The sequence below is a fragment of the Alicyclobacillus acidiphilus NBRC 100859 genome, from assembly GCF_001544355.1.
Taxonomy (GTDB): domain Bacteria; phylum Bacillota; class Bacilli; order Alicyclobacillales; family Alicyclobacillaceae; genus Alicyclobacillus; species Alicyclobacillus acidiphilus.
Map to the genome: position 1 here is coordinate 1 of NZ_BCQI01000079.1, position 13134 is coordinate 13134.

Below are 13134 nucleotides of genomic sequence, written 5' to 3' on the forward strand. Positions count from 1 at the left end.
TTATCTTTTGCACTAACGTCATAAAGAGTAAAAATTTTACCATCTTGTACTCCAAACTTCCCACCAGAAAGTGTCCACTGCTTGTTCACTGAGACGCTTGGTGTATCAATGGAGTCCTTCCCTGTATAGAAAATGTCTATCTGGTAATAACCCTTTTTCTGCAAATCAGGATTAGCTACAACTCTCCAATCACTTGAATGTTTCGTTAATACGGTATTATTATTCGTTGAAGTTGATGAAACCGAATGAGAACCAGAAGATCGTGCTGTATTGCCATATTCACTATTATGCTTGTTTAAACTTTGTATTCCAAAAACCGAGAAAACTACAAGTACAGAAAGTGTCCCTACTGATGCTAAAAAGGTCGCCAACGAATGGCTGAAATATTTAAAAAGTATCGTTTTCTGTTTGCTATTTTATTCCATATACCCATTTTATTGTCCACTCCTAATTCCACATTATCCATGGACTTGAATTTGGATTTGATATCCGAGGAATCCACGTTAAGTCCCCCAATCATTTCAATAGCCTCTCGGCAGATCAAGCCCAAAATGCTGTGTAAAATCCCCTCTTCGGAAAGTGTCACATAATGTTCACAATCTACTCATCGGCTGATGTTATTGTCCATGACTCTCGCACGGCGGTTGGAAAATCGCAAGGTGTGGTAGATTTGACGCTTACCTGCGGCGAATGAATCCCTCAGGTACCACGCCCTCGTTTTCCAGCATCACAATGAGTTGTTCCACTGTCCGCAAGGGCTGTTCCTTGCGCAAAGCCACCGCTCGCTCAATCACAATGGCGGGTAATACCCTAGGGCGGCGGTTATCCGCCCTAGGCTGAGGCATGAGCCCGTCTATGCCATCTTTCCGGTAACTCGCGAGATATCGCTCGAGCGTCCGTTCCGAGAACCTCTTTTTCTCTCCGTTTGGCAGATCGTATTCCTGCTTTGCTAACTCTTCCAACATCGCCTTTTGGGAACCACGCTCTGTTTGCCGCAACATGGGGGCGATGAGCCCATAGCGAAACAGAGCGATTTGCCGTCGCGTTTCATCTTCCATGTCCACCTTCTCCTTCCCATATGAGATGACCTCATTTTGGGCGCGGGTTCCATCCGCGCGGAAGATGGTTTTCTGTGGGATAAGTAACCCGGTTATGGTGGAAGGGCCGGGGACAGGCCATACGACACCCTGTTCACCGACAACGATGGGGCAAACAGGCAGACGACTTCACGTCTGAGGTTCCAAAAGCCACTGTTCGCAGTCGCACCAAGGAGCGCAAGTCGGTCGTAATCGGCGCACAATAACGAGTCTCTGACGCTACGCCGCAACAAGGGTAGTGGTACATCTGGCCGCTGAAACTGGACAATCCGGGAGAACAAGGCGATGATCTCGGACACCTGTTTCTGAACCCGAGTAAACCAATTACGGGCGCAAGACTCGGATAAGCAAACGCCACACGCAGCCAATTGGGTCAGTGCACCGTTTACAGTCAACGTACCTGCCAACAGGCTCACAAGAAGATCCTGAACCATGATTGTGTACCTCTGGAATGGGGCGACGAAGGTAGTATCCGTGGACGTATGTATACAAATGTGTACAGTAAATACACGGCACATCGCTGGGCCGTAGCTTTCGTACAAAAATTGCGTATTCCTCCGGGTTTACCGGATTGACAGCTTCACATTCTACAGATACGCTAGGCATGTAGCAAGAGCCATTCGGCCTCAAATTAGGGAACACAAGTGACTGGCGGCCAAACCGAGACGCTTGTGCTACCCTGTGCAGATGGAAACGCCACCTGAGCCTACTCGGCACAGATGGCGTTTCTACATTTGTTGACAAAATCCTTCTGTTGCCACCGACATTGATTTATAGAAAATCCGACGACACTGATGTCAAATAATCCGGGTGTAAACAACCACCCACAGGCGACACGTGACCTGTTTTCTCACGGTCTGAAGCATCTGCCATGCCAGGTCAAGTTTCGATTGCTTCTTATCCGCATCGTTTTCGGGCTTCGTCCAGATGGCGTAGGACCAAGGATATTCAACTCCGTTATTGCGGACAGCATGCAACGCCACAATGTTCATCGCCATGTGTAGACTTTGGTTGAACTGTCGTAGAGCCAGTAGAGAATTGGGATTCCCTTGGCGTATGGATGTGGCGCATGTGTATCGTCATTGAACATGTCCCACTGAGAAAACCCTGTCAGAAAGCGACTGAGGGCCGACTGTGTAACTTTTTGAATGCCGGTCATGCGCTGAAGCAAGTTGTCTGCGTTGAAGAACGTGGCCAAGGAGTTTACAGACGAGCAACGATTGATGAGACCAATGACGTAGACAAACGCTAAAACCCAGGTGGCTACGCCACGAACTTTGAAAATCCCAGACTGCGACAAAAGTAGCGAGAAGTCGAATCGATCCCAGAGCGTACGCAGAACCGGAGCACCAGCAACACTGCTAAAAGACGAGAGTTCCTTGAATCCAGGTTTACATAAACGAGCCATGTTTCACACCCAAATCGCTATGAGATAGACAGTTAGATGCCTCCTCGGCGATTGTTGTGGTGTTTCGGAAAAGTCAAGGGGTTTCACGTGTTTTCATGGAATTTTCATGTGTTTCAAAAAACCAAATTCATACAGCAACTGCATAGCTCATGATAATGTGCCATGCTTTTCTGTCGAACATTCTCATAGCCTGTAGTAAAATGGAAGATAGCAAATTGTGCGGTATCTTTCATTGAAGGGACAAATTCAATGTCTACACCATATCATTCGAGACTTTGGGCGCACCTACTGACAATGCGCGCTGCCGTCGATGACTTTGATAGAATCACTAGATCAGTGGCGAATGCAAGGGTGGACGTGAATCCGCATCAAATTGATGCAGCCCTTTTTGCGTTGCGTTCACCTCTATCAGAAGGGGCCATCCTTGCCGATGAGGTGGGACTTGGCAAGACGATTGAAGCGGGTCTGGTGTTATCACAGCGTTGGGCGGAGCGCCGTCGAAAGCTGATTGTGGTTGTTCCAGCCACATTGCGTAAGCAGTGGGCGATGGAGTTGGAGGAAAAGTTCCATCTTCCATCCATCATCCTCGAAGCGAAGTCCTTCAACAATCTGTTGCGTCAAGGTGTTTCAAACCCATTTGAGCTGCGCAATCAGGTGGTTATTTGCTCATATCATTTTGCGGCTGCAAAGTCGGAGTTTATATCACGGGTCTCCTGGGATCTTGCGGTGCTGGATGAGGCTCATCGTCTTCGGAACGTATACAAGTCCACCAACAAATTAGCGAAGAACATTCAGGCGACGTTGGCCCGTACGAAAAAGATTTTGCTTACGGCTACGCCGCTGCAAAATAGTCTGATGGAGCTTTATGGGCTTGTCAGTATCGTAGACCCGAACGTCTTTGGAGATGATAAATCGTTTCAAGCTCAGTTTGCCAGACAGTTGTCTGAAGAGCGGAATCGTTTACTACGGGAAAGACTGGCTCTCATTTGCACTCGGACCCTGCGGAAACAAGTGCTAGAATACATACGGTATACGAACCGGATCTTAATCACGCAGGAGTTTACGCCAAGTGATGATGAACATCGACTCTACGAAGAGGTCACGGAATACCTTCGCCGAAAAGTCCTTCTGGCATTGCCAGCCAGTCAACGTAGCTTGATGACGCTCGTATTGCGCAAACTGCTTGCGTCATCAACTTTTGCGGTTGCGGGAACGCTTCGTGGTCTTATCCGTCGCCTCGAAAATCTTCAGCCGGTCAACGTTGAAGAGGTGGCAGATGACTACGAGGGTGTCGATGAACTGGAAGATGAATGGGATGACACATGGGAGGATGAACGTGTCGATCCGCAACTTCTAGCGGAGGAGTTATCGCTTTTACGACGATCCGCTGATTTGGCAGAAAGCATTCGAGACAATGCGAAGGGCGATGCGCTTCTCACTGTGCTGGACAAAGCGATGGATAAGGCAAAATCCCTCGGTGCGAGGGAGAAAGCGGTCATCTTTACAGAATCTCGACGTACGCAGCAATACCTGTTCCAACTTCTGACGGATAACGGCTATGAAGGAAAAATCGTGCTCTTCAACGGGATGAACAACGATCCCCTGTCTACAAACATATACCAAGACTGGTTAAAGCGGCACGAGGGAGAAAACGTCATCACGGGATCCCGGAGCGCAGACATTCGTGCGGCCCTTATCGAGGAGTTTCGGGACAGAGCGGCGATCCTTATCGCTACAGAGTCCGCCGCCGAAGGCGTGAATCTCCAATTCTGTTCGTTAATCGTCAACTATGACCTGCCATGGAACCCGCAGCGGGTTGAACAGCGAATTGGCCGTTGTCACCGGTATGGACAGAAACATGATGTGGTCGTTGTAAATTTTTTGAACAAGAGAAACGAAGCCGATCAAAGGGTATACGAATTATTGGCGGAAAAATTTCAGCTATTTAGTGGGATTTTTGGCGCCAGCGATGAAGTCCTTGGTGCGCTCGAATCCGGAGTCGACCTTGAGAAGAGAATCGCTCAAGTGTACCAGGAGTGTCGAACTGTCGAGGAAATCAATGCTGCCTTTGACGCCCTGCAAAAGGAATTGGAGTCATCGATTGAAAGCCGTTTGACCGAAACTCGTCAGGCGCTACTGGACAATTTTGATGAGGATGTACACGCCCGGCTCAAGGTGTATGAGGGGCAAGCCACTGAGCGGTTATCGGAACAGCAACAATACCTGCTGTCACTTGCGAAAGTAGAATTGGCAGAAGATGCACTGTTCGATGAAACTGCACCTCGGTTCAGGTACTCGGACAATGATGCGCCATCCGGGATGTATCACCTCGACTGGAAAGCCGCAGAGGCAAATGGCGACAACTTCTTTCGGATTGACCATCCATTGGCCCAAGCCCTTGTGGATCGGGCCGTTACGAGGGATCTACCACCCGCTGAACTGGTCGTTCATTATTCTGACTATGATGGCTTGATTAGCACCGTGCAGGCGTTAAAGGGAAAATTAGGGTGGCTTCAGGTAGCTGAATTGGCAGTGGAATCGCTCGAACTCGAAGAATTTCTTGTTTTCTCTGGGGTCACTGATGACGGAGAAATCGTGGACGAAGAGACCTGTCTGAAACTATTTAAGCCAAAGGCAATCGTGAGGCAGATAGATCCTTCTGCCAAACCACCAGCCTCGGTTGAGCAACTTGAAGCGAAAATCGTCAAGGAGAAGCTACATCTTGTGGAGGAAAAGAACGGGCGATTCTTTGATGAGGAAGTTACCAAGCTCGACCGATGGGCGGATGACTTGAAGTTTGGATTGGAACAGGAAATTAAAGACCTCGACAAGCAAATTCGGGCATTGCGTCGTGCTTCCTCCACTGCGGTTTCTCTCGCAGATAAACTGGCGGCGCAAAAGGCGCAACGTGACATAGAGACGCAGCGAAGCAAAAAACGACGGGAATTGTACGAAGCACAAGACGCTATTGATACGAAGCGGAACGAGCTCATCGAAAACATCGAGCGTCAATTGAAACAGACCCATCGTTTGAAACCTTTGTTTACCGTTCGCTGGACGGTTGTATGAAATGGGAAGGGAGAAAACATCATGGACAAGCTTCCACTCACATCGAAAGACATCTTGGCTGAAAAGATTGCACGCATCCGTGAAGAATTTCCGGAGGTGTTTTCGGAAGGGAAAATTGATTTTGAGCGCCTGAAAATGGCGCTTGGAGAGTTCGTCGACAACGGGCGTGAGCGCTATGGACTGTCCTGGGCAGGCAAAAGTGAAGCGATTCGAAACATCCAGACCCCGAGCGTCGGAACTTTATTGCCTGTTCCCGAGGAATCTGTGAACTTTGATACCAGTGAGAACCTCATCATCGAGGGAGATAACCTCGAAGTCTTGAAGCTATTCCAAAAGTCATATCACGGAAAAATCAAGATGATATACATAGACCCGCCGTACAACACCGGGAACGAATTTATTTATCCCGACAATTTCCGTGAAGGACTAGAAGACTACCTGCGATATTCAGGGCAAGTCGATGGCGATGGCATCAAGCTCACGACAAATACCGAAACAGACGGACGCTTTCACTCCAAATGGCTGAGCATGATGTATCCGAGGCTGTTCTTGGCAAAAAACTTGTTGCGTGATGATGGATTGATCTTTGTGAGTATTGACGACCACGAGGCGCATAACCTTCGACAGATCATGAATGAGATTTTCGGAGAAGAGCATTTTATTGCCAATATAGCTTGGGAGAAACGATATACACGTAGCAACAACGCCAAGTTGTTTTATTCTCTCAAGGATACGATCCTTGTATACAGGCGGTCATCCGTTGTGGAAACACTTCGAGAAGAGCGGAATGAAAAATCTGACTCTATTTACAGTAATCCAGATAATGATCCACGTGGACCTTGGACGAGTTCGTCTTACGTAAACCCCGCTACAAAGGAAGAAAGGCCGAATTTGGTATATCCCATCACAAACCCCTTTACGGGGGAGGTAGTGGAACATGAAACACATGCTTGGAAATATGAACGAGCGGAACATGAAAGACATGCACAAGAAAATCGTCTGTGGTGGGGTAAAAACGGAGACGCAAAATATCCACGTTTGAAAAATTTTCTTTCAGAATCGGATGGTGGACTTGTTCCGATTGATTTGTGGAAGTACGAGGATTCAGGAACGACCGATGAGGGCGGTGCTGAACTAAAAGCCCTTTTTGGGACATCCGTATTTGACAATCCTAAACCAACCAAATTGGTCAAAAGGATGCTAAAACTGGCAACCAGGCCAAACGAAGGTGATATTGTTTTGGACTTTTTTGCTGGTTCGGGTACTACTGGACAGGCGGTGCTTGACTTAAATCAAGAAGACGGTGGAAATAGACGGTTTATTCTTGTTCAACTGCCGGAGAAAACGGGCGAGGAAGACTTCCAGAAAGTCTCCGACATCACGAAGGCCAGAATAAAGAGATGGATAGACAAATCCAAAGAGGACAATCGCCTGTTTGAATCATCAGGTTTCAAATTTTTCAGGCTGGCGTCGAGTAATTTTAAGATTTGGAATGCCGATGCGAAAGCGCAGGGTGCAGATGCACTAGTTCAACGACTGAGATTGTTTATAGAAAATATCCTCCCTGAACGAACACAACAGGATCTGTTATTTGAGATTGTCCTGAAATCCGGTTTGCCATTGACGGCACCAATCGATCAGCTAGAAGTTCGGGGACATGCTGTGTTCTCTGTCGGAGAAGGGATTCTGTTCATCTGCCTTGCCGATTCTATCACTGAAGATACGCTGCATGGCATGGTGAGCCTGCGTCCGAGAAACATTATTTGCCTTGATGCAGCATTTCATGGCAATGACAACCTGAAAACCAACACCAAGCTGTTGATGGAATCACACGGCATCGAGTTTCACACGGTGTAAGGAGGTGGCATCATGAAGATACAATTTGAGCGCAATCAAGAATATCAGTTGGACGCCATTCAATCCGTAGTAGATATTTTTGACGGTCAATCGCAGGCTGCCGGGCAATTTGAAACACGTTTGGACGCCGGATTTGGCGGCCTTATGACAGAGCTTGGCTTTGGAAACGAGCTCTTGATTGACTGGGAAACCGTTGTTAAGAACGTGAAGTGGATCCAAACAAGGAATGGGGTCAGTCAAGCGGAAACCTATAGTGGAATGGACTTTTCCCTGGAGATGGAGACAGGGACGGGTAAAACGTACGTCTATCTACGTACGATTCATGAGCTGTACGCCAAGTATGGCTTCACGAAATTCATCATTGTGGTGCCAAGCGTGGCAATCCGTGAGGGTGTCATGAAAAACCTAGAAATCACCCGTGAACACTTTGAAGACATCTACGGGCGACATCCATTCGATTACTGGGTATACGATTCGAAACGGGTTTCGTCGCTACGGCAGTTTGCGACATCGAATCAGCTTCAGATTCTTGTCATCAACATTGATGCATTCAACAAGAAGGCGAACAATGTCATTCACCGGGAGAATGACCGTTTGTCCGGGCACAAACCTATCGAGTTTATTCAGAGCACTCATCCTATCGTCATTTTGGATGAGCCGCAAAATATGGAGACAACGCAGGCCAAGGAGGCTATTTCCAGCCTGAATCCGCTTTGCACGCTTCGATACAGTGCGACGCATCGAAAAATGTATAACCTTTTGTATCGCCTCGGCCCTGTGAAAGCATACGAAATGAAGCTGGTAAAGCGTATCGAAGTGGATTCTGTCGTAGACGATCCGGACTTTAACCGCCCTTTCATTCGTCTTGAGTCCATTACGCCCACCAAAACGAAGATCACTGCGAAACTGACGATTGATGTGCAGGGGGAAAATGGCCCATCACGCAAGACGGTCAGCGTGAGCCGAAACGGAACGGATTTATATGACGTGTCAAATAACCGGGCTGCCTACCAAGGATACATTGTCGATCACATCGACGCAGGGAACGGATACATTGCCTTCACGAATGGAATCACCATTTACGTGGGACAGGCCATCGGCGCACACCAGGACGATGTGATGCGGGTACAAATACAAGAGACGGTCAAAGAGCATCTGGAAAAGGAACTTAGAGTTTACAAGGAGTTCTCCGAAGGCAAACGTCTCAAGGTTCTTTCGCTCTTTTTCATTGATCGAGTCGCCAATTATGCTGAACAAGATGGGAAAATCCGCAAATTGTTCGAGGAAGCCTACACGGAACTGGTCCGGAACCCGAGATATTCAGTATTGGGACTACCACCTGTCGAGAAAGTGCATAATGGCTACTTTGCAACTGATAGGAAAGGCAACGCCAAGGATACGTCAGGGAATACGCAGGCGGATGATGAGGCATACGAATTGATTATGAAAGACAAAGAGCGCCTATTGTCGAGAGAAGAGCCACTCCGGTTTATTTTCAGCCACTCCGCTCTCAGAGAAGGCTGGGACAACCCAAATGTGTTTCAGATTTGCACGCTCAATGAAACCAAATCCGAGATCAAAAAGAGGCAGGAAATCGGTCGAGGCCTTCGTCTTCCGGTGGACGAAACGGGGCAACGCATCTTGGATCATCCCATCAATCGCCTGACGGTGATTGCAAACGAGAGTTATGACGACTTCGCACGCTCGTTGCAAACCGAGATCGAAGAAGAGACAGGCGATGAATTCCCGAAACCGGACAACAAGCGGGAGCGACGTACCGTTCGCCGCCGCAATGATCTTCGTGAAAACAAAGATTTCGTTGAACTTTGGAATCGTATCAAACACAAGACTCGGTACTCTGTTGAATACGACACGAAGAAACTCATTGAACAGGCAGCTTCAGCAGTCAAGAAAATGCCGGCGATCAGCACGCCTTCAATACATGCTGTAAAAAGTGGGATTGAAATTACAGAACAGGGTGTAACTACGAAGATGCTTGGTGTTCGGCAACAATCGGTAACACCAGGCAGCGCAGTCCCAGATCTCATTGGATATATCCAAAGGCAAACGGAGCTGACACGTGGCACCATTGCGGAAATTTTGATTCAATCCGGTCGGCTCAGCGATGTGTTTGTGAATCCGCAGCAGTTCCTTGATTTTGCAACCCGTGCCATCCGTGAGACGTTACAAAGTCTGATGGTAGAAGGCATCAGGTATGAGTTGACGGGCCAGGAGTATGAGATGCTCAAAAAATTCAAGGAAGATGACGGCGGGTTTGAAGAGGAATTGAGTCTGTATGAGAGCCGAATCGTGAGAGTGAATAAATCGGTGTACGATCACATTGAGGTCGACTCGAACGTTGAGCTTGAATTCGCAAAGGCCCTGGATACGAGGGAGGATATCCGTTTCTTCGTCAAGCTGCCGGGCTGGTTCAAGGTCGATACGCCCATCGGCTCGTACAACCCTGACTGGGCCATTGTGAAGCAGTCAAAGGACGAGGGCACCAAGCTGTATCTGGTTCGGGAGACCAAGGGTTCGACGTATCTTGGTGATCTTCGGGACAGCGAACAGGCGAAGATCAAGTGTGGTGAAGCCCATTTCGACACTCTCAACGTCGATTATCGTGTTGTGAAGAGCGCTCAGGAGGTTTGACGTTTGGGTCACACTTGGTGATCCTTGGTCTTAGAATAAAGCGGAATTTATAACTTTTTTAGTGTGAGGAGTTTCGTGAATGCAACGGGTTTTTGTGAAACCAAGATTTCGTTAGGGGGGATATCTATGCCGCTCGATCTTTCTGAAACCCTAGTTGTTGGGGTTTCGTCAACAGCTCTGTATGCCATGGAAGAGATAGACAAGCTTTTTAGAGAATTATCGGCTTCGGACCGGGATTCCGCCATGGAGGTTTATAGGAAGAAAATGTTCGAGGATGAGGATGTACCGTTACAGCATGGTGCAGCGCATCCACTCGTACGTGCACTGTTGAAACTTAACGAGTATCAAAAATCAGGTGAGCCTCCACTTGTTGAAGTCGTTATCATGTCGAGGAACAGTCCTGAAACCGGACTTCGAGTTCTAAACAGCATTCGCAACGATGGATTAAATATCACTCGTTCCGCTTTTACAGCGGGAGAGTCGGTTGTTGACTATCTGGAGGCTTTTGATGTCGACCTCTTTTTAACCACTAATGTTGGGGATGCACAAAGGGTAATTGATAGCCGTGCATGTGCCGCTGCCGTTTTATCAAAATTGCCCACGGATGCAGACAAATTATCTGACGAGCAAGTGCGAATCGCCTTTGATGGGGATGCTGTTCTATTCGACGAGGAAAGTGAAATTGTATATAGGACGAGGGGAATTGAGACATTCCACACACTGGAAGATGAATTAAGAGACATTCCGCTAAGAGAGGGGCCTTATGCAGTCTTACTTAAAAAACTAGCCAGGTTACAGGAAAGATTGCCTGGTCGTATTGAATATTCGCCAGTGCGTATTGCACTCGTAACGGCTCGTAATAGTCCTGCTGATATTCGTGTAATTAAGACGTTGCGTCACTGGGGGGTATATGTGGACTCATGTTTCTTTCTTGGAGGTGTCGAGAAGACAAAGGTACTGAGAGCTTTTCGGCCCCACATCTTTTTTGATGACCAGGATGTTCACCTTGATAAGGCAGCTCAATTCGTCCCATCGGGAAAGGTGCTTTATGCTACTGACTCTCCTCTGGCCGCAGGGGCCGAAATGAAACCGTCCGAGGGGATGGGGAATAAATAGGAATTCCCCAGGTTGCTTTTTGACTCATTTCTCAAGGCACACGAATGTAATTGTAAGAGATGCGCATAATTCATGAGAAGTTTCATCACAGATTCCACGCCGTCGTTACCGGTCATATAGACATTACCAGTCCTGAATTTGGAGTTATAGGTAGAAAATACATTTGCAAAACCGTAAAGGATTAGGGGTTAATCAGCCTACCGGCCCAGGGACCTTATGCATCGTTTCGTTGTTCTTCCTTCCGATAAGACTTTTTTGGATTATCGCGATATGTCTCATAGACGGTGAAAATACAATTATCCAATGGCCAAACGACAACATCCTGCTGCACACAAATTTGCTAACGAACTGTCAGCAAATGCTTGATAATCGCCGACATTCGACGATGCATCAAATCCTAAAATTTCGCACTATACAAGGAGAAACGGCACCGTCCGTCACCCAACGACACACACGGAGGACAATTCCTAAACCGCGTCTTGCGGGGGTTCGAATCCCTCCGGGTGCGCCAGAAAATCTAGTGCCCCTTCAGGCAACGTAGTTTGAGGAAAGTGGAGGATCAACCAGTGGAATGGAGAATATCACCAACGGTGGTGATATTCATGTGCCTGTATGTCCGTGAATTGAGCCCTGCCGAGGGTAACAGATTGGTTCGTATTGCCCGTAAGGGGTCCAATCCGGTCTCCGTGCGTAGAGCACTGGTTGTCCTCGCTTCTGCTCAACGAATGAAGGTCCCCGAAATCGCACGACTCTATCACTTGTCGGAGGAACATGTCCGCCATGTGATTCACGCATTTAACGAGAAAGGCTTTGAGGCTCTTCAACCCCGCTATGGTGGTGGACGTCCCAGGACGTTCACGGACGAAGAGCGTGCTGGCATCATCGAGTTGGCACAAACTCCACCGAAGGTTCTGGGATTGCCGTTTACGACGTGGTCGCTGAGCAAACTCAAGCAGGTCGCTGAACAAAAAGGGATCGTTCGTTCGATTAGTATCGAAACCATCCGGGTCATCCTGAGTCAAGCGGACATAACCTATCAACACACGAAGACCTGGAAGGCATCAAACGATCCAGAGTTCGAGAGTAAAAAAAACGAATCCAGTCGCTGTACAACAATCCACCCAAGGACGGACGAGTGATCTGTCTGGACGGATTCGGACCACTGTCGATTCAGCCATTTGCGGGTCGTGGGTGGTTCGTAAAACGTAAGCCCAGCCGGTTACCGGCGACTTACCATCGGACGCACGGTGTTCGTCATCTGCTGGCTGCACTGGACTTGAAATCCGACAAACTGTATGGGCATGTCTCGAACTCGAAAAAGCATCAAGACATCCTACGTTTTCTCAAGGTGCTACGCCGTCGTTATCACCGTTCCGAGCGGCTGTACATCATCCTGGACAACTTTTCGCCGCACAAGCATGAGCGTGTCCGAAACTGGGCGGTCGAGAACAATGTGGAATTGGTCTACACTCCGACACACGCATCGTGGCTCAATCGGATTGAGTGTCATTTCGGGCCGTTGCGCAAGTTTGTGCTGAGTGGCAGCAACCATGAGGACCATAAGGCACTTGGTGACGCAATTCGGGCATATATTCGCTGGCGCAATAAGCACAGGCGAAACGCTAGCCTTCTACGGGAACAAAAGAAGATCAAGGTTGTCTGAAGGGGCACTAGCAGTGGCGCGGCTTTTTGGGAATCCGAAGTTGCGCCACTTGTATGCCGTGGTCACATTTTGGTCACATCCAGTATTTGTCGTCCTATTTTTCCTCCGATTTTTGCGCGAAGAGCATCTCTCCGAATTGTGCTACTGCGGCTTCCGGAGTCCTGGAATCACATGGCTGTATGTATCCAGCGTAATTCCGATATTGGCATGTCCAAGCTGTTCACTAACCACCCTTGGGTGCACTCCCTGTAACGTTTTCGTTACAATTCTTG

General features: G+C 48.2%; 9 protein-coding genes. 6 read left to right on the forward strand and 3 right to left on the reverse strand.

Annotated features, from left to right (window positions below):
- From AAC01S_RS19775 to AAC01S_RS16610, 3 genes are all read right to left on the reverse strand, one after another.
- The coding region (locus tag AAC01S_RS19775; RefSeq protein WP_217997853.1) for a hypothetical protein at positions 1 to 371 on the reverse strand (371 nt) is incomplete at its 3' end.
- 306 nt (positions 372 to 677) lie between these two features.
- Complete coding sequence (locus AAC01S_RS16600) at positions 678 to 1058, reverse strand: helix-turn-helix domain-containing protein (protein WP_067625062.1); 381 nt, start codon at positions 1056 to 1058, stop codon at positions 678 to 680.
- Between the two features lie 1027 nt (positions 1059 to 2085).
- Positions 2086 to 2505 (reverse strand): hypothetical protein, encoded by a 420-nt coding sequence (locus AAC01S_RS16610; protein ID WP_067625067.1) that lies wholly within the window; start codon positions 2503 to 2505, stop codon positions 2086 to 2088.
- 351 nt (positions 2506 to 2856) lie between these two features.
- Here AAC01S_RS16610 and AAC01S_RS16615 point away from each other — a divergent pair, with 351 nt between their 5' ends.
- The 6 genes from AAC01S_RS16615 (at position 2857) to AAC01S_RS20295 (ending at position 12862) form a co-directional block, all read left to right on the forward strand.
- Positions 2857 to 5574, forward strand: coding sequence for an SNF2-related protein (locus tag AAC01S_RS16615; RefSeq protein ID WP_245630264.1), 2718 nt, complete (start codon positions 2857 to 2859; stop codon positions 5572 to 5574).
- Between the two features lie 21 nt (positions 5575 to 5595).
- Positions 5596 to 7431: a site-specific DNA-methyltransferase gene (locus AAC01S_RS16620; protein ID WP_067625072.1), complete on the forward strand. Its 1836-nt coding sequence runs from the start codon at positions 5596 to 5598 to the stop codon at positions 7429 to 7431.
- 12 nt (positions 7432 to 7443) lie between these two features.
- Positions 7444 to 10083 carry a restriction endonuclease gene (locus AAC01S_RS16625; RefSeq protein ID WP_067625076.1) on the forward strand — a complete coding sequence of 880 codons (2640 nt, stop codon included), beginning with the start codon at positions 7444 to 7446 and terminating at the stop codon, positions 10081 to 10083.
- A 126-nt stretch (positions 10084 to 10209) separates the two neighbouring features.
- On the forward strand, positions 10210 to 11199 hold the full coding sequence (locus AAC01S_RS16630; RefSeq protein ID WP_067625079.1) for a 5'-nucleotidase: 990 nt from the start codon (positions 10210 to 10212) through the stop codon (positions 11197 to 11199).
- 566 nt (positions 11200 to 11765) lie between these two features.
- Positions 11766 to 12338: a helix-turn-helix domain-containing protein gene (locus AAC01S_RS19780; protein ID WP_067625080.1), complete on the forward strand. Its 573-nt coding sequence runs from the start codon at positions 11766 to 11768 to the stop codon at positions 12336 to 12338.
- Positions 12335 to 12862: an IS630 family transposase gene (locus AAC01S_RS20295; protein WP_067625083.1), complete on the forward strand. Its 528-nt coding sequence runs from the start codon at positions 12335 to 12337 to the stop codon at positions 12860 to 12862. The genes AAC01S_RS19780 and AAC01S_RS20295 overlap by 4 nt, the downstream gene beginning before the upstream one ends.
- Positions 12863 to 13134 lie beyond the last annotated feature (272 nt).

Coding starts and splice junctions, on each gene's coding strand:
- AAC01S_RS16600 (WP_067625062.1), bottom strand. CDS start 1,058: ATGGAAGATGAAACGCGACGGCAAATCGCTCTGTTTCGCTATGGGCTC.
- AAC01S_RS16630 (WP_067625079.1), top strand. CDS start 10,210: ATGCCGCTCGATCTTTCTGAAACCCTAGTTGTTGGGGTTTCGTCAACA.
- AAC01S_RS16620 (WP_067625072.1), top strand. CDS start 5,596: ATGGACAAGCTTCCACTCACATCGAAAGACATCTTGGCTGAAAAGATT.
- AAC01S_RS16625 (WP_067625076.1), top strand. CDS start 7,444: ATGAAGATACAATTTGAGCGCAATCAAGAATATCAGTTGGACGCCATT.
- AAC01S_RS16610 (WP_067625067.1), bottom strand. CDS start 2,505: ATGGCTCGTTTATGTAAACCTGGATTCAAGGAACTCTCGTCTTTTAGC.